Source organism: Bacteroidota bacterium (assembly GCA_016715945.1).
Lineage (GTDB): Bacteria > Bacteroidota > Bacteroidia > Bacteroidales > F082 > JALNZU01.
In genome coordinates, this window is the sequence record JADJXJ010000001.1 from 1,754,366 (window position 1) to 1,772,493 (window position 18,128).

Sequence of the window (18,128 nt, forward strand, 5' to 3'; positions counted from 1 at the left end):
TCAGTTGCCAAAATCCATAAAGCGGGGCGAAAGATAGGCTCCGCTTTTTTTGTCGAACGAAAGCCTGAGCGATACTTCGTGGGTGCCACTGCTTAGCCGGGCCGTAGTTCCGGCAGCGAAGTCGTAGGTGTACGAAATCCGGGCCTTGTCGCTTATCCTCAGCCCGGCAATCAGGATAAGCGCATCCGTGTGCCTCCAGCCCAGCCCGGCCTGGAGCATACCGATTTCAGCAAGGGCCGAAGCCTGGAGAAATGAAACCTTGCCCTGGCGGTGAAACGAAAGCATACTGTGCAAACCCATGTGTCCGGAAGGCCTGAAGAAGTAAGCTGCATAGCCATGGTGATGAATAGCCACCCGCGAAAGCGAGGCATCCCGTGCCGGGGTACTCAGGTGGTTGGCTGCATAGCCAAAATTCAGGTCGCGATGCCGCAGGTGCAGACCAAACTCAAAATCCGGGCGGACGTATTGCTCATCGGGACGAACAAGTGGTTCGTTGTTTTCGAGGAAAACCAGCTGGCTGAAACGGATCACCCGTTGGTAAAAGCCTGCGCCAAGCCCGAAGCTCAGTGTGGAAGCATCGCCCAGCCTGACGCGGTAGGAATATGCCACACTGAACCGCCTGAACGACTCCTTTCCAAAGCCTTGGTTGAACGCAGTCAGCTTGAGCCCCATCTGGTAATCTTCGATGAAATGTTCCAAAGCAAAGAACTGAGCCTCAGGCGCATCCGGGAAGCCTATCCATTGCTGACGCGTGCCCAGACCCAGGTGAATATGGCCGTCGTCGTCAACAATCGCCGGATTGAAATTGTGCACACTCAGGCCATGGCTGCTGAATAGCAAGTCGGTTTGTGCCCGAACGACCAGATGAGCCAGCAAAATAGCAATGGTCAGAATGATGTTCCTCATGGCTTGAATTGTCGTGCTTGTTGCATTGTTACTCTTTTGTTGTCGATGTAAGGCACCACGAAACTGTCGGGAAAACCGGCTGCCCTGATCTGGTTGCGCAAGGCTTCGGCTTCGGGCAAGGTGTAGCGTTCACCGGCCTCGTAGCGGTAAAGCAAGCCGTCTTCTTCTTCAAAGATGCGCAGCCCGGATGCCAGGGCCGCGATGGCAGCAAAATCAACCTCCGGATTGCGCCTGACCGAGGTGATTAGAAACTGTACCCTGTAAACCAGCCTCGTACTTTTGGGCTGCGTCGAAACACGCTGACTTACAGGCACCTGGATGGGCGCATTGAGATCGAGCACCTGAAATGTGGTGCGGCGGTTTTGCTGATGCTCCTCTTCGGTGCGTGCGTTTTTGATTACCGGGAAACGCTTACCGTAGCCTTGTGCGGTTAAACGTGAAGGAGATATCCCGCTCTGAATCAGGTAGTCCACAACCGCCTGGGCACGCATGGCCGAGAGGCGTTCGTTATAATCAGCCCGTCCGCGCTCGTCGGTATGCGAGCTGATCTGGATGCGCATGGCAGGATTGTCGCGCATCAGGCTGACCAGCTTTCCAAGTTCCATCTTCGACGATTCGCGCAGCGTGGCCTTGTCGAAATCGTAGTAAATGTTGTTGATCACGATTTCCTTTTTCAGCACCACAGGGGTAAGCTCAAAGTCGAGGTCGTAGCCGTTCTGGCGATTGAGCATTAGTTTCTGGCCGGTTTCAGGCACATTGACTACCCGCGACTCATTGAAGAATCCCTGTCGTTCGACCTTGAGGGTATAAATCCGGTTTACCGGAACTGTATCAAACACATAATAACCTTGTGCGTCGGTGATGGCTGTGCGCTCCGGCATGCCCGGCCTAACAAGCCTGACAGGCTGAGCTGCAATGGGCCGGCGTGTTTCCCGATGCACGACAGTGCCCGAGAGGCTTGCATGAGCAGCCACAGGATTAAGCCTGATCATAACTTCCTCTGTGCGTCCGGGCACGTTCAGTTGCAGCCCAACCTCAGCCTGACGGTAGCCTGCAGCCTGTGCTTTGAGGTTCAGCCGGGCAGGGCTGCAATGGTAAAGTTGAAAAATGCCCTGGTCATCCGATATCAGCTGCATACCGGAAGTTTGTGATTGTATCATTACCTCGGCTCCGGCCAACGGCTTGCCGCTTACAGCATCTGCTACCCTGCCCTTGACAAGCACCGGCAAAAGGCAGCCATGAAAGAAAAAGATATCATCGGCGCCCTGACCTGCGCGGTTCGAGCTGAAAGCACCTGTCTTTCCGCCAGGGCCAAAGCTGAGCGCAAGATCGTCGGCCGTGGTGTTCAGGGGTGGCGGCAACAGTTGGGCTCTGCCATGTCCGGCACCGCTGATCGCACTGGCATAAAGATCCAGTCCGCCATAGCCAGGATGACCGTTGCTGGTGAATACGAGCAGGCTGTCGCCCATCATGGCCGGAAAAAGTTCTTCACCCGAAGTATTCACATTGGGTCCGGCATTCACAGGGAGACCAAAACTTCCGTCGGGTTTTATGCTCACACTGTAGATATCGTTCCCGCCGTAGCCTCCGGGAAGTTTTGCCGCGAAATACAGCACCTTGCCATCTTCCGCTACAAAGGGATGACCGTAAAGAAATTTTTTGTTGACAAATTCGGGTTGACGCGGGCGCGAAAAAATGAATGTCACAGGGTCAAAGTCCGACTGCAGGATGGTGCATCGCTGCCTGCGGTTGTTGCAAGAGGTAAAGAAGACCCTTTTTCGACCGGGATCCCAGGCAAAGGTTGCCACATTTCTGTTTTGCTGAACCGGTAGAGTAATGGCCTCACCATAGCTGCCATCGGCCCGGGAGATGAAAAGGTAGAGGCGGGAGTAATCCTGCATGGTGCGGCCATCGTAGGATGGCACTAAAGATTGGGCAGGCCGCATGGAACTGATAACCAGTTCATTGCCCAGCCATCGAGGGGCATAATCCGAAAAACTGCTGTTGATGCCTTCGGGCGCCTCCCTGAGCTCAAGACCGGCATGGGGGATGCCCGCATGCGCGGTATATTTGGCTAAAGCCTCCTTGAGCTGCCCGGCGCGCTGATGCAAAGGGTTGATTTCGAGCGCCCTGTCGAGAAAAGCCTGCGCTTTGGCCGATTGTCCCATCCGCATGGCAGCATCGGCCGCCCAAATAAGCACCTCCACATCTTTACGTTCCTCGCCCAGGGCATCTTCGTACCATTGCAGGGCTTTCGAAAACTGATTCATCCGGTGATAAGAGGAAGCTACTTTCATTGCCAGTTCCATGCGCTTCGTTGTCGCATCGGTCTTGCGAAACGCGGCCTCGTAAAGCCTGCCGGCACGTGCAAAATTATGCACGGCATACGCCTTATCTCCCTGACGTTCAAGGCTTACCTGTGCCAGAACCGACGGCCCCATGACCATCAGAAAACATGCAACGACCAAAATCACCTGCTTCTTCATTCTCTCACAAGGGTTACTGATCCTTTGACAATGCGCACCACGGCCCCACTCAGATCCCTGATCTCATGCACATAATAATAGGTGCCCGGCGAAACCAGACTGCCATTGTACCGGCCGTCCCATCCGTCGCTTCCGGAATAGATTTCGACACCCCAACGATTGAACACCCTGATCTGACTTCCCGCCATAAATCTGTCATTAATCTGGTCGCCATTGGGCGAAAAGGCGTTCAATCTGAACTCCTGTGCTTCGGGACGCAGCACAGCGTAGTCGCTCCACACACATCCCTTTGCCGACACAGCCTGCACATGAATGGTATCGTTGGGAAACGAGAGTCCACCATAATTATATGTTGCTGAGAAGCCTTGCTGCAGCACCTGGCCTGCATTGCGGAAAGTGATGGTTGAACCGGCTTCCACCTGCAACAGCCTGAGCACCCTGGCATACACATCGTCCTGCAATTCAAAGACCGGTAGAGGATTCACGAGCACGGAGGCTGTAGCCTCGGCCACACACCCGAATCCATTGGCAACCCGCACGGTGTAATTGTCGCTTTGCACAGGTGTGAGCTGAAGCACAGGTCCTGAAACCGGAGGATAAGTAAGCCATTGATAATCAAGTCCCCCGCTGGCGGTGAGTGTAACTGTCCCGCCCTGGCAGACCTCTTCCGGACCATTGATCATTGGAAGCGGCACCGGATAGCGCAACACCTGGGCTGTACCAGGCATCACAGCAACACATTGAGCTCCGGCGCTTTGCGCCTCAACGATGTAGGTTCCGCTTATCACAGGCGTAATAAAAGTAACGGGCAAACCCGTTCCGGTCTTTTCCTGCACAAGGTCTGTCCCATTGCGCAGTAACCGGTAGTTGACACCGGTTTCCGAACCGGTCAGGAATATTGCAATGTTGTCTTCGTTGGCGCAAGCAGCTCCGCCACCAAACAGGTGATATGCTGCCGGTGGGCTGGCCAACTCAACCACGGCAGAACCGTTCATCAAGCTGATGCAGCCGCTCTGGTTTGTTGCTCTGACGGTGTAGGTTCCTGCAGCCTGAATGTTATTAAAGACAAGTGCTGCCCCGGTGCCTGTCAGCACGCGCCCTGTGGCAAAACCATCGCGCAGGAGGCTGTAGTTTGTTCCGGTCTGCGAGCCGGAAAGGGTAACCGCCAGGCCGGGACCTCCGGCACAACCTGCGCCACCTCCGCCGATCGTAAAAGCAGTGGGCTGGGGAAATACCAGCACGCGCAGCGAGTCGGTACGTTGCTGGGTGCCGTCGCTCACCCTCAGGTAATACCAGCTTGTAACCGCAGGATACACCTCGATGCTCGCCTGTGTACTTTGCAGGCCAGGAGGAACCGACCACCACTCGAAAGCATATTGGCCGCTACCACCCTGCGGCATGGCTGTAAGCCTGACTCCCTGACCGGGACATACCTGTACGGCATTTGAAAAGATAAGTGCATTCAGCGGGCCGCCTGACACATAGACTACCGTCTGAGCAATTGAAGCACAGCCACTTACTACATCCGTTACGGTTAAAGTGAACACCTGCGTGGCTTCCAGCGCCACAGTCATGGTTTGTAGCTGAGAGGGATTGACCACCTTCGATGCGGGCTGCCACTGATAAGCATAGTTGCCTGAGCCTGCGCTGACAGCTGCCGTGAGCAATACCGCTCCGCCATAAGGAACAGAGAAGGATGGATTGCTTTGAACTTGCGGGGGCGAAAACTGATTAACCACCACGGAACCAGCCATTAACGACACACAAGCCGTGCCCAACCGCTGTCCGGAGACAGTGTAAACCCCTTGCAGGTTAAACTCCCCGAAAACCAACGGCCCGCCCGTGCCGGGAACTTGCATCAGAATCTGGGTGTGGTTGCGATACAAGGTGTAAATGACCCCGGTTTCAGAGCCACTTAGCTGAATGGGTGCAGGCGAACCTGAAGCACAATAGCTGCCTCCGCCGGAAATTTCAAAAACCTGCGGATGTGGATTGACCTCTATGGTTTGCAGGGCTGTGGCCTGTTGTTGTCCGTCGTTGATAGTGAGGGTGAGCTGATCCGTTTGCGTGGGAGCATAGACCAGTTGGGCTCCGTTGCCCAGCAATTGCCCAGAACTATTGTGCCAGGTGTAAGAATAGGTGCCTGTCCCGCCCTCGGGCAAAGCCGTTAACACGAGTGTATCCCCCTGACAAACAGCAGCTGAAGATGCACTGATTGCGGCTGTGAGCGGTAAACCCGTTACCACCACGAGGCTTTGGGCAGGATAGCTCACACAGCCTGTCTGGGTATCTGTGGCTGTGAACAGGAACATGGTGGTTTGCTGCATCGGAACGGACGTTGTGATGAGGCTTGTCGGCGAAGATACCAGGTTGGCGGGCGTCCATTGATAAAGCAGGTATTGCTGGTTTCCGGCCACACTGGCTGCGAGCTGGGCATGCTCACCCGGCTGGATTTGCTGCAGGGGATTTACCAGGGCGAGTGGCCGCAGGGCGGATTGTATTGCAACCTGCCCTTGCATGAGCCGGCTGCAGCCGGATTGGCTGGTAGCCCTGATGGTGTATTCGCCGGGCAAGGTAATGTCGGCAAACGTAATGGGCAGTCCCGTTCCCGGCAACGACTGGCCGGTAGGGATGCCATAACGCCGCAGCTCATACATCGTGCCGCTTTCCGAACCCGACAAGTTTATTGCCAGGCCGGACCCTCCTTCGCACAGGTAACCGCCTCCACTAAGTGCATAAACCTGCGGGGCTGCACGGACGGTCACTTCCACCGAGTCGGAAACCTGAGTCTGACCATCGTTCACGGTAACAACATAGCGCGTGGTCTGATCAGGCGAAACCATGAGCTGGTTTCCGAAAAAAGTCAAGCCTTCCGGCACCGAACGCCAAACGTAGGTGTAGGCTCCGGTACCACCCGAAGCCAGGGCGAAGAGGCTGACTTCGCTTCCGGGACAAATGGCCTGTTGACTGGAAACCACATTAAGCTGCAGAGTTGTTGCTGTGTTCTCCACGAACACCACCACATAATCTTCTGCCACACCGCAACCGCCGGCCTGTGCCGCAGCTGTCATCCTGAAAAGGCTGGTCTCGTCAAGCGCCAAAGTGGTTGGCTGAACAGCCTGCGGATTGATAAGCTTCCCGGCTGGTTCCCACAACACCTGAAATTGCACTCCGCCTGCTATCACCTGTCCTTCGAGGGTAACCTGCGTTCCTGCCGGAATAACTTTGTCCGGACCGGCATTTACCAGAATGGTATTTCCTGCTGCGACAGTCACAGCCCCCGACATATTGATTTCGCAACCGGCCGGCAAGGTCCGGGCATAGGCGGTGTAATTTCCGGGCTGGCTGAACTGACCGAACACTATTGCTGAACCATTACCCGTGAGGCTGGCCACTTCACTGCCATCGCGCACAAGGGTGTAACGAACAGCAGATTGTGAGCCGCTTAGGCGGATTTCGGGCAGATTGCTTCCCGGACACACCAATCCTCCACCCTGCAATGCAAACACCTGTGGCACAGGCAATACCTGAATGGCTATGGTATCTTGGGCCGTGTTCACCCCGTCGGATACCGTCAAAACATAGGTTGAGGACTGATATGCCAGCAGCTGCACCTGCTGTTCCCATGAGTAAAATCCTGAGGGGATGGACGACCAGTGGTAGGTATAATTGCCATTGCCACCGGTGGCATAACCGTTGAGCTGCACCATATTGCCCTGGCAGACCTGGTTTTGTGAGGCGGAGGCTGTTGCTGTTAGCGGATTGCCTGTGACCACCACGGTAACAGCGACGGGCAGGCTGGCGCAGCCGGTTGTCTGGTCGGTAACGTTAAGGCTGAAAGTGGTGGTTTGTGTGAGCGGCAGCGTAGGAGTCTGTGCAGCAGTTGGTTGCGCCACCAACTGCTGGGGCGACCAGGCATAGGCATAGACACCAGAGCCGGAAGTAGCCGTACCCTGTAGAATGGTACTTGTGCCAAAAGGAATCGTCTTGTCGTTCCCGGCATCAGCCACCGGACGTTGCAATATCCCCACCGAAACTTGTCCGGGAAAAGTGCGTGCACAAAGCTGCTGCAGGTCAAATGCCTGCACACTGTACACCCCGTTCTGTGCCTGTGCCCCGAAACTGATGGCTGTACCCGTACCCTGCCTCACAAGTCCTGTAGCTTCGCCATTGCGGAACAGGCTGTAAATGACGTTGCCCTGCGAACCCGACAACCCAAGCTCAGGCGCTGGTGCACCCTGGCAGTAAGTGCCACCACCTGTAAGCTGAAAAATCTGCGGAGCCGGGCGCACTACGATGGTCAGCGAGTCGGTGAAGGTGGCAAAACCATCTATGATCACAACCTTGTATGTCGTTGTCTGTGAGGGGCCTACCGAGGGGTTGAACTGCTGTGACGCAAACCCTGGAGGATTTGATGTCCAGCTGTAGGTATAATTTCCTGAACCGCCTGAAGCCAGTGCAGTGAGTTGCACGCTTTCGCCGGGGCAAATGGAATAGGACGAAGCGCTTAATTGCGCACTAAGGCTTACGCCACCTGTAACAAAAACGACGGTTTCGCTTTCGGCGCTCGAACAGCTGGTTTGCTGGTCAGTTACCCGCAGTTTAAAAAGACGGGTGCCCGTCAGCGGCACTGTGGCAGCCTGGGCCGAGTTGGGATTGATCAGAAAACTCTCAGGCGACCAGCTGAACAGGTAGCTGCCTGATCCTCCGCTGGCTGAGCCGTTGAGCAAAGCCGATTGTCCGCTCTGAATGCTTTGATTCGGGCCAGCATTGGCCACCGGAAGCGGAATGACTGTCACCTCGGCCTGTCCGCCCATCATGCGCTGGCACTGTGTAGCTACATAGACTGCTTTTGCGGTATATATGCCCGAAAGCGCCTGAGGCCCAAAATTTAGCGGACTTTCATCGCCCTGAAACGAGCTAACTACCTGGCCGTCGCGCAACAAATCATACCTTGTGCCGTATTGCGAACCTGTCAGTCCCACCAGCCTGCCTTCGCCCCCCTGACAATATCCGCCACCTCCCGTCAGGCTGAACAGGATGGGCAAGGGATGCACGGTAACAGTCACACTGCTTGAGATGCTCTGCGAACCATCACTTACCTGAAGATGGTAAGTTGTTGTCGATTGGGGACTTACACTGACATTAGGCCCGGTAGCTGTAAATCCTGCAGGAGTTGAAGTCCAGACGTAAGTGTAGGTGCCATTGCCTCCGCCAGCGGTGGCCTGAAGCTGCACTTGCTCGCCGGCACAAATCGCACTGGATGAGGCTGTTATGCTTACGGTGAGCGGCCCTCCTGCCACAACCACCAACAAGCTGTCGGGCGGACTCACGCATTGCGAGGTCAGATCGCGCGCAACCACCGTAAACAACCTGGTCTGGTAGAGCGGAATGGTGGAAGTGGTTGCTTGAGTTGGATTTACCACATAAGAAGCTGGTTGCCATTGAAATACATATGCCCCCGAGCCCCCGGTTGCCGCCGCCGATAGCATTGCAGATTCGCCCACGCCAATGGTCAGATCATTGGCTGCGAGCACCTGAGGAACGGGCTGCTGTATAATCTGTGCATTACCGCTCATCTGCCTTGAGCAAAAGGTGCTTGCATTGGTAGCAACAATGGTGTAAAAACCTGACTCGTTCAGGCTGCCAAACGAGAGGGTGAAGCCTGTACCATTGCGTATAATCCCTGTGGCCAGCCCGTTGCGAAACAACTCATAACTCACCCCCAGCTCCGAGCTGCTCAGAAAAACTTCGGGAGCCTGTCCGCCACTGCAGTAACTGCCTCCGCCCAACACACTATACTGCTGCGGCAGAGGATCAACCCTCACTTCCACCTCGTTGAGCATAAATATCTCACAACCTGTTCCACCATTGATGGCTTTCACCGAATAAAACCCGGCCTGACTGAATTGCCCAAAAGTGATGGCGGCACCCGTGCCAGGAACCACAACCCCGGTGCCCGTTCCGTTGCGATACAAATGGTAAGAGATTCCGACTTCGGAGCCATTCAACCCGACGACCACACCCTGACCATCCGCACAGAACGAACCACCTCCCGTAACCTGAAAAAGTACGGGCGTGGGATTGACAAAAAGAAAAGCTACATTGCTGATTTCCGGGCAGTTACCATTGAGTATCCTGCACCTGTAGCGAAATCCGTTCATGCCGGTGGTGGTGTAAATACTTAACTGCGGACTTCTGGTTCCCTGGTAAAAGGCATTGTCTTCCAGATCAATCCAGCCCTGGCCCACGCTTTCCTGCCATTGATATGTCTGCCCATAGATGCTCGACACGGCAAACTGTGCAATATCACCTTTACAGACCACCTTGTCCTGAGGCTGGAGGGTGATGAGCGGAGGGTTATTCACACCAAAATTTGCGGCCTGGCTGACATCGCTCTGACCTTGCCCGTCGGCCACCACACATCGGTATTTGTAGCCATTGAGTCCCAGGTTGGCATCGCTGATTGTCAACAGCGGACTGTTGTACCCGCTGGCATAGGTCATGGCCTGGGTGATGTTGTACCAACCCACACCGTCGTTTTCCTGCCACTGGTAGGAGATGGCATTGACCGCAATCACGCGGAAACTGGCCTGACCGCCCACACAAACAGCCGTATCTGCCGGGTGACCAATCACAACAGCCTGAGCCTCAGCCTTGCCGCTTACGACTAAAATCAACAAAAGCAGAAAAAACGGCAGCAAATAATGCACTATCCGGGACAACATTTCAACATCTTTATTGAGTGGCTCCTCTTTTTGATTTAAGCAAAGCGATTGAAAGTAATTTTCACTTACGGTTTATGACCGCTCCTTTTTACTTGTTTTGGTTGAATCCCAAGAATTGGTTGATCCCAGACACTACTTCCTGAATCAAAGGTAAAACCCGTTCTGAAAGTTTAAGATTCGTGAATGTCTAACTTATTAACATCGGTATGTTGAGAAATCCCTGTCGGAGAAAAGTTGGCGCGGCTTGAGTATTGTGTTTTTCTCATGTCTGATGAGGGTCATCAAAATCACCTTTGTCTTTTGCAAAAGGTCTATCATACTGATTATCATTACTTTGATACGATTGCAGCTTAAGCTATAACACTGCTGCAGGTTATGAGTTCATTATTTAGAATCCGTTTGAATAAGCATGAGCAGGCGCGGACAGTGGCAAATTATCTTACTTTAGCAATGCATTTGAAATCATTACAAAACCCTGACAATCATGGCCAACCTCAGCACAAGCTATATGGGGCTGAAGCTCAGAAATCCCATCATTGTGGGCAGTTCCGGGCTCACCAATTCGGTTGAGAACATCAAGGAAGCCGCTGCCAACGGTGCCGCTGCTGTAGTGCTCAAATCGTTGTTCGAAGAGCAGATTGTGCATCATGCGCACCACACCATAGCTCAGGACAGCACAGTAAACATGTATCCCGAAGCAGAGGATTACATCAAAAACTACACCCGCGCCAACGATGTGGACAACTACCTGAAGCTTATCCGCGAAGCCAAAAAAGCAGTTGACATTCCCATCATTGGCAGCATCAATTGCGTGAGTGCTTCCGAATGGACCGAGTTTGCCGTCAGGATTGCCGAGGCCGGGGCCGACGCACTGGAGCTCAACATTTTTGTGCTTCCTTCTGACCCCTTGCGCTCCGGAGAGCAAAACGAGGCAGTTTACTTTGAGATTCTGGATAAGATCACTCGCACGGTACAAATACCTGTTTCGGCCAAGATCAGCTATTATTTCTCGAGCTTGTCGAAGATGGCCCTGAAACTATCGTGGACAGGCATCAAGGGGCTGGTGATGTTCAACAGGTTTTTCTCGCCCGACATTGATATCGAGCGCATGGAAGTGCGTGCTTCCAACGTATTCAGCAGCCCGGCCGAACTGGCTGTTTCGCTGCGCTGGGTGGCCATGCTGAGCAACAAAGTGCAATGCGACATTGCCGCCTCCACCGGTATCCACGACGGTAAAGCGGTGATCAAACAACTGCTCGCAGGCGCCAAAGCAGTGCAGATCGCCTCGGTGCTATACAAAAAAGGATTCCGCGAAATCCAGGTCATGCTCGACGAGCTAAACCAGTGGATGGATCAACACAATTATGCCACTACCGATCAGTTTATCGGGAAAATGAGCGTAAAACAGATCGAAAACCCCGCCGCCTGGGAAAGGGTTCAGTTCATGAGGCACTTCAGCGGAATCGAATAAGCCCGGCAGGCTAAACCTTCGCCTTTGCTATCTCCTCGGCTGGCCTGTTGGTGCCGAGGTAGTGGAGATAACTCAGCACAAACCAAGACCCGACAGAGGTAAACAGGTGCCATAAAAAATGGGTGCCTTGCGGAAGCCAGGGTATCGGATGCACATCCAATTGCCTGAAAAGCAAGGCTATGCCAAATGAAGCAATCATGGCAGCCACCCAAAACCAATGCCTGAATGCTGTTTGATAGAGCACCATGAGCAAAGGCACAATAACCAGAAGGCCTGAGATGGCATAGGATAAATTGATGCTCAGGTGCTGAGGCAACTCACGAAACAAAACAACGCGAAGCGAAAATACCGGCACAAAAACCAGCAATACCATCCATTTTTTGGGCAACACCCTGAGCCATAAGTAAATGGCAATGGCAAGCGTGAGAAAAGCCGAGGGGATCACATCGAGCATCAGAAATACCGGACTCATGCGGAAGGCGTGAAAAAGCGTGCTTCCCAGCCCACCCAGAAAAACCATGGCAATGGCAAAAGCCAGGAAGCGAAGGGTGTTCAATTGCCGCCGGTACCGGATAAAAAAGAGCACGGCAGGCAGCATCATAAACATTGAGCTCACTGCATTCCAGGGTTCCACAATGATGAGGTCAGGGTGATACTCTGCATAACGTGGTCCGCCATCGGCCAGGCGCTGGTTGAACCAGCTTTCGGCCATACGGAAAATTGTCGTAAAACTGTCCTCGTGGTGATGATGATGCATATTTTCAGTCGGTAAGAAAAGGATAATCTGTGTAACCTGTCTTGTTGCCTCCGTAAAAAGTGGAGGCATCCCAGGGATTGAGCGGTGCATTTCGCCGGTAACGTTCCACCAGGTCGGGATTGGAGATAAACAACTTGCCGAAAGCTACCAGGTCGGCCTGGTTTTGCCGCAGCACTTCTTCGGCCGAGGCAAAATGGTAACCAGCGCTGGTGATAAGGGTGCCACGGATGATTGGCCGGAAATAGGGCGTAACCTTTCTGAGGTAATGTGGCAAACCCTCGAGACGCGCCGGATCGGGTTCGATCAGGTGGATATAAGCCAGGCCAAACGCATTCAGCTCATTCAGCAGGTGTGTAAAAGTTTCAGCCGGTTGATGGTTGAACACCCCGAAATTGGTTCCGCTGGGCGACAGCCTGATGCCGGTCCGGCAGGGGCCGATGGCAGCCACCACAGCCTGAACTACCTCGAGGGCAAAACGGCATTTGGCTGCGATGCTGCCCCCATATTCGTCGGTTCGCTGGTTGCTCGAATCGTTCAGAAACTGATCTATCAGATAACCATTGGCAGCATGAATCTCTACCCCGTCGAAACCGGCATCCATGGCCAGCAGCGCAGCCTTGCGGTAATCTGCTATGGTTGAGGCAATTTCTTCGCGTGTCATGGCGTGGGGCACCACCGGTTCCATCTTGCCCCGAGGGGTGGTGATTGGCACATTTTCGGCCACAGCCGAGGGCGCAAAAGGCAAGCCGCCATCCTGCTGAAGCAAAGGATGGGAATGCCTGCCCACGTGCCACAACTGGATGAAGATGCGCCCGCCATTGTCGTGCACTGCCTGAGTAACCTTGCGCCAGCCTTCAACCTGTGCATGATTGTAGATGCCCGGCGTATTTGCATATCCCAAACCTTTGGGTGAGATCTGGCTCGCCTCGCTGATTATCAGTCCGGCCGATGCCCTCTGTGCATAATACAGGGAATTCATTTCGGTGGGTACCCAGCCGGCCGCAGCACGCTGTCGCGTGAGTGGAGCCATCACAAACCTGTTGGGCAGGCTTAAACAGCCTGAGCGATAGGGCTTAAGGAGCATCTTATTGTTTTCCAAGACTTTAAAATAATGATGTGATATCTTTTAAGCAGGAACAAAAATCTGTTTATTTTTGTTTATTCGCTGTTTAAAACGATTCCAAATAAGATGCCTCACTACCAGCTCAGAGGAACAGTTCCTCCAAAACGCCACACCATTTTCCGCAAGCCCGACGGCGGGCTTTATGCCGAAGAACTGGTTTCGACCGAGGGTTTTTCGGATGTGTACTCCTTAATATATCATGTGTACCCTCCGACTATGGTCAGGCAGATTGGCGAACCATTGGACGTGGCTCCGCAAATTGCAGTGCCGAAAAACATGCAGCACAGGGCTTTCAAAGGTTTCGCCATTGAGCCGGCCGACGACTATCTGGAAAGCCGAAAGCCCGTGCTTGTCAACAACGATGTGTATATTGTGCTGGCTGCTCCCCGCAAGTCGATGACCGACTATTTCTATAAAAACAGTCAGGCCGATGAAATGATTTTCGTACATCGGGGAAGCGGTCGCCTCAAAACCATTTACGGAAAGCTCGAATTTTCGTATGGCGACCACCTGATCATTCCGAGGGGCACCATCTACCAGATTGAGTTCGACAGCGAGGACAACCGCCTTTTTATCCTGGAGTCGTTTCATCCGCTGCGCTATCCCAAACGTTATGTCAATAAGTTCGGCCAGTTGCTCGAACATGCGCCTTATCACGAACGCGACATTCGCGCCCCACAACAGCTTGAGACCCACGATGAGCAAGGTGATTTTCTGGTGAAAATCAAGCGCAGCGACACATTGTTCCCCTACATTTATGCCACCCATCCGTTCGATGCTGTGGGTTGGGACGGCAACCACTATCCTTTCTCATTTTCCATTCACGAATTCGAGCCCATCACAGGTAGAATACATCAGCCACCGCCGGTGCATCAGACTTTCGAAACCGCTGCATTTGTCACCTGTGCCTTTGTGCCGAGGCTATACGATTATCATCCACAGTCGATACCGGCGCCATACAACCACAGCAATGTGGATTCCGACGAGGTGCTTTATTACGTGGATGGCGACTTTATGAGCCGCAACCACATTGAGCATGGCATGATTACCCTCCATCCCATCGGCATCCCGCATGGTCCGCATCCCGGGGCTGTGGAACGCAGCATCGGGCAGACCAAAACCGAAGAGCTTGCCGTGATGGTAGATACCTTCAGACCACTGATGCTCACCCGGGAGGCCATGCAGATAGAAAGCCCCGATTACCACAAAAGCTGGCTTTAGAAATTAACCGAAACCTACAAGCGATATGCAGCAGAACGATTTTTTGCCCATCAACGGCACCGATTATGTAGAATTTTACGTAGGCAATGCCAAACAAGCCGCCCATTTTTACCAGACAGCTTTTGGTTTTCAGCCCGTTGCTTATGCCGGACTCGAAACCGGCCTGAAAGACCGCGCCTCTTACGTGCTCAGGCAAGGCAAAATAACTTTTGTACTCACCACAGCCCTGACACCAGATTCGCCCATAGCCGAGCACCATCGCATGCATGGCGACGGCATCAAGGTGATTGCCCTATGGGTGGACGACGCCCGCAAAGCCTGGAAAGAAACCACCGGCAGGGGCGCCCGCTCCTACATGGAACCCAACGTATTGATTGACGAATGGGGCGAAGTGGTGCTGAGTGGCATCCACACTTACGGCGAAACGGTTCACATCTTTGTGGAACGTAAAAACTATTTCGGGCCGTTTATGCCCGGTTTCAGAAAATGGGAACCTTCCTACAGGCCTCCGGAAGTGGGGCTGAAATATGTTGACCACATCGTTGGCAATGTGGGCTGGGGCGAGATGAACCGCTGGGTAAAGTTTTATCAGGAAGTGATGGGATTCGAACAGCTCGTCTCGTTCGACGACAAAGATATCTCGACCGAATATACAGCCCTGATGAGCAAGGTGATGGCCAACGACAACATGCGCATCAAATTCCCCATCAACGAACCAGCAGAAGGAAAAAAGAAATCACAAATTGAAGAATACATAGAGTTTTACCGGGGGCCGGGCGCGCAACACGTGGCCATGGCCACCGACAACATTATTGAGACCATCAGCCAGCTGCGCAGTCGCGGGGTTGAGTTTTTGCATGTGCCTGATGCATACTACGATACGGTGATCGAACGGGTAAAAGCCATTGACGAAGACCTTGAAACCCTCAAAAAACTCCGCATACTGGTTGATCGCGATGAAGACGGATACCTGCTTCAGCTTTTCACCAAACCTGTGGAAGACCGCCCCACGGTATTCTTCGAAATCATTCAGCGCAAAGGGGCAAAGTCGTTCGGGAAAGGCAATTTCAAAGCTTTGTTCGAAGCTATTGAACTCGAGCAGGCAAATCGCGGAACCCTTTAATGACCAAGGCATGAACCCTGTTTCGTGGATAGAAATCCCCGGCGGAAGCGACTTCACGCTGGACAACATCCCCTTTGGCATCATCCGTCAGGGCGAGCACGTGGCACCTGCCACACGCATTGGCAACACCATAGCCGATTTGTCGGTGCTGGCCGACTTTGGTTTTTTCGACGACCTCGACATCCCCGACCTCAGTGTGTTCTATCAGCCCGTGCTCAACGACTTCATTGCCCTTGGCCGGCAGAAAACCTCACAGGTGCGCAACCGGCTGATCGAACTTTTTTCTGCTGATTGTCCGCACCTGCGCGACCAGGCGGATGTGTGCAGGCTGGCACTCCATCCTGCCGAAAGCTGCGAAAACCTGCTGCCGGTGCACATAGGCGATTACACCGATTTCTACTCCAGCATTGACCATGCCACCAATGTAGGCAAAATGTTTCGCGACCCGGCCAACGCCCTGCTCCCCAACTGGAAACATCTGCCGGTAGGATACCATGGCCGCAGCTCATCCATAGTGGTATCGGGCACAAACATCCACCGCCCGAAAGGACAAACCCGACCCGACGATTCCCAGCCCCCCGTTTTCGGGCCTACAAAACAACTTGATTTTGAGCTCGAAACGGCCTTTGTGGTGTGTAGCGACACCGGACTGGGCGACACGGTGAACGTGCGCCAGGCCGAAGACTACATATTCGGGCTTGTGCTGTTTAACGACCTATCGGCACGCGACATCCAGAAGTGGGAATATGTGCCACTCGGCCCTTTTCTGTCAAAAAGCTTTGGTTCGGTGATTTCGCCCTGGATCGTGACCCTCGATGCCCTGGAGCCATTCCGGATAGACTCGCCTGCGCAGGATCCGGTTCCCCTGCCCTACCTGCAACACACCGGCCGCAATCATTTCGATGTGCAACTGGAGGTTTACCTCCAGCCCGAGGGCTTGCCAGCCACACGCATCTGCCGTTCGAACATGAAACACCTCTACTGGAGCATGGCCCAACAATTGGCCCATCAGACCATCAACGGGTGCAACATCCGCACCGGCGACCTTTACGCTTCGGGCACCATCAGTGGTCCGGAGCCCGACTCTTTCGGCTCGATGCTCGAACTCTGCTGGAAAGGCACCAAACCCCTCATCCTCCCTGATGGCAGCAGACGCATTTTTATCCACGACAACGACACCATCATTTTAAAAGGTTTTGCCGAGAAAGACGGCAAACGCATCGGATTCGGCGAATGCAAGACCACCATACTGCCCGCAAAAGACCAGGCATGAAAACACTCGACGCATCGGCCATCGCACAGAATTACCTGCACCGCATCATGCTGGGCACCATCGCCCCACGGCCAATAGCTTTTGCCAGCACAGTTGATGCTGCCGGAAACGAGAACCTTGCACCGTTCAGCTTTTTCAACGCTTTCGGGGTCAATCCGGGGACGCTGATTTTTTCGCCTTCACGCCGCGGTCGCGACAATACCACAAAACACACCTATGAAAACCTGCTGGAAGTACCCGAAGTGGTCATCAACATCGTCACATATGAGATGGTTCAGCAAATGAGCCTGGCCAGTTGCGAGTTTCCCAAAGGCATCAGCGAATTTGTCAAAGCAGGTTTTACCCCACTCCCTTCGGAACGCATCAGGCCGCCAAGGGTCAAAGAATCCCCGGTGCAATATGAGTGCAAGGTGCGTCAGATCATCGAAACAGGCACCGGGCCGGGAGCAGGCAACCTGGTAATTTGCGATATCCTGCTTGTGCACCTCGATGAAGATATCCTCAGCCCGGAAGGCGAGATCGACCCCACCAAAATCAACCAGGTGGGGCGGTTGGGTGGAGACTATTATGTGAAAGTGGACGATTATTCCCGCTTTGTTGTGCCAAAACCCAATGTGCACAACGGCATCGGTATTGACGCGCTTCCCGAATACATCCGCTACAGCCCCCTGCTTACCGGAAATGAACTAGGTATGCTGGGCAACCTCAGCCGTTTCCCTTCGAACGAAGAACTCGAAGCCGTGCAGCAAAACCCGGTATCAACAAGCGGGCTGCCCCTGCGGACCGAAGATATTTTTGCACATGCCAAAAAGCTGCTTGCGCAAGGCAATGCCCCACAGGCCCTGGCATGGCTCATTGCCTGTATGCCAAAGCCTTAAGCCGGTCTTCAGCATTCGTTAGCGCCTGATCTGATGATCAATGCGGCGCAAAAGCCTATCGGTTTTCCCGCAAAAGAAACACCCTTCCGGGTAATACAATTACACAAGCCAGATATTTTGGCTTTGTGGAATGAACCTCAGGTTTTGCGTGTTAAAAAAATA

At 53.7% G+C, this 18,128-nt stretch carries 10 protein-coding genes; 5 read left to right on the forward strand and 5 right to left on the reverse strand.

Features of this window, described 5'->3' with window-relative positions:
• The 3 genes from IPM52_06755 to IPM52_06765 are packed head-to-tail and all read right to left on the reverse strand — an operon-like array spanning nucleotide 1 to nucleotide 10,120.
• On the reverse strand, nucleotides 1–906 hold the full coding sequence (locus IPM52_06755; protein MBK9291308.1) for a PorP/SprF family type IX secretion system membrane protein: 906 nt from the start codon (nucleotides 904–906) through the stop codon (nucleotides 1–3).
• Nucleotides 903–3,392 carry an OmpA family protein gene (locus IPM52_06760; protein MBK9291309.1) on the reverse strand — a complete coding sequence of 830 codons (2,490 nt, stop codon included), beginning with the start codon at nucleotides 3,390–3,392 and terminating at the stop codon, nucleotides 903–905. The genes IPM52_06755 and IPM52_06760 overlap by 4 nt, the downstream gene beginning before the upstream one ends.
• Nucleotides 3,389–10,120, reverse strand: a complete 6,732-nt coding sequence (locus tag IPM52_06765; GenBank protein MBK9291310.1) for a gliding motility-associated C-terminal domain-containing protein — start codon at nucleotides 10,118–10,120, stop codon at nucleotides 3,389–3,391. Before IPM52_06765 ends, IPM52_06760 begins: the two co-directional genes overlap by 4 nt.
• 484 nt (nucleotides 10,121–10,604) lie before the next feature.
• On the opposite strand from IPM52_06765, the gene IPM52_06770 reads away from it, so the two are divergent.
• Nucleotides 10,605–11,591 carry a dihydroorotate dehydrogenase-like protein gene (locus IPM52_06770; GenBank protein MBK9291311.1) on the forward strand — a complete coding sequence of 329 codons (987 nt, stop codon included), beginning with the start codon at nucleotides 10,605–10,607 and terminating at the stop codon, nucleotides 11,589–11,591.
• A gap of 10 nt (nucleotides 11,592–11,601) precedes the next feature.
• Here the strand turns inward: IPM52_06770 and IPM52_06775 are convergent, their stop codons facing one another.
• Both IPM52_06775 and IPM52_06780 read right to left on the reverse strand, forming a co-directional pair.
• A complete protein-coding gene (locus IPM52_06775) occupies nucleotides 11,602–12,348 on the reverse strand; it encodes a hypothetical protein (GenBank protein MBK9291312.1) in 747 nt (248 codons plus the stop codon).
• A 4-nt stretch (nucleotides 12,349–12,352) separates the two neighbouring features.
• On the reverse strand, nucleotides 12,353–13,432 hold the full coding sequence (locus IPM52_06780; protein MBK9291313.1) for an alkene reductase: 1,080 nt from the start codon (nucleotides 13,430–13,432) through the stop codon (nucleotides 12,353–12,355).
• 105 nt (nucleotides 13,433–13,537) lie between these two features.
• Between IPM52_06780 and IPM52_06785 the strand changes: the two genes are divergently transcribed.
• Genes IPM52_06785 through IPM52_06800 form a run of 4 tightly spaced genes read left to right on the forward strand, consistent with a single transcriptional unit; the run spans nucleotide 13,538 to nucleotide 17,966 of the window.
• The gene (locus IPM52_06785; GenBank protein MBK9291314.1) at nucleotides 13,538–14,692 is read left to right on the forward strand and encodes a homogentisate 1,2-dioxygenase; all 1,155 of its coding nucleotides are present in this window, start codon (nucleotides 13,538–13,540) and stop codon (nucleotides 14,690–14,692) included.
• Nucleotides 14,693–14,717: 25 nt separating this feature from the next.
• On the forward strand, nucleotides 14,718–15,815 hold the full coding sequence (hppD, locus tag IPM52_06790) for a 4-hydroxyphenylpyruvate dioxygenase (GenBank protein ID MBK9291315.1): 1,098 nt from the start codon (nucleotides 14,718–14,720) through the stop codon (nucleotides 15,813–15,815).
• Between the two features lie 10 nt (nucleotides 15,816–15,825).
• Nucleotides 15,826–17,088, forward strand: a complete 1,263-nt coding sequence (fahA, locus tag IPM52_06795) for a fumarylacetoacetase (GenBank protein MBK9291316.1) — start codon at nucleotides 15,826–15,828, stop codon at nucleotides 17,086–17,088.
• Nucleotides 17,085–17,966 (forward strand): flavin reductase family protein, encoded by an 882-nt coding sequence (locus tag IPM52_06800; GenBank protein MBK9291317.1) that lies wholly within the window; start codon nucleotides 17,085–17,087, stop codon nucleotides 17,964–17,966. Before fahA ends, IPM52_06800 begins: the two co-directional genes overlap by 4 nt.
• Nucleotides 17,967–18,128: the final 162 nt, after the last annotated feature.

Coding starts and splice junctions, on each gene's coding strand:
- fahA (MBK9291316.1), top strand. CDS start 15,826: ATGAACCCTGTTTCGTGGATAGAAATCCCCGGCGGAAGCGACTTCACG.
- IPM52_06760 (MBK9291309.1), bottom strand. CDS start 3,392: ATGAAGAAGCAGGTGATTTTGGTCGTTGCATGTTTTCTGATGGTCATG.
- IPM52_06800 (MBK9291317.1), top strand. CDS start 17,085: ATGAAAACACTCGACGCATCGGCCATCGCACAGAATTACCTGCACCGC.
- IPM52_06785 (MBK9291314.1), top strand. CDS start 13,538: ATGCCTCACTACCAGCTCAGAGGAACAGTTCCTCCAAAACGCCACACC.
- IPM52_06765 (MBK9291310.1), bottom strand. CDS start 10,120: ATGTTGTCCCGGATAGTGCATTATTTGCTGCCGTTTTTTCTGCTTTTG.
- IPM52_06775 (MBK9291312.1), bottom strand. CDS start 12,348: ATGCATCATCATCACCACGAGGACAGTTTTACGACAATTTTCCGTATG.
- hppD (MBK9291315.1), top strand. CDS start 14,718: ATGCAGCAGAACGATTTTTTGCCCATCAACGGCACCGATTATGTAGAA.
- IPM52_06780 (MBK9291313.1), bottom strand. CDS start 13,432: ATGCTCCTTAAGCCCTATCGCTCAGGCTGTTTAAGCCTGCCCAACAGG.
- IPM52_06770 (MBK9291311.1), top strand. CDS start 10,605: ATGGCCAACCTCAGCACAAGCTATATGGGGCTGAAGCTCAGAAATCCC.
- IPM52_06755 (MBK9291308.1), bottom strand. CDS start 906: ATGAGGAACATCATTCTGACCATTGCTATTTTGCTGGCTCATCTGGTC.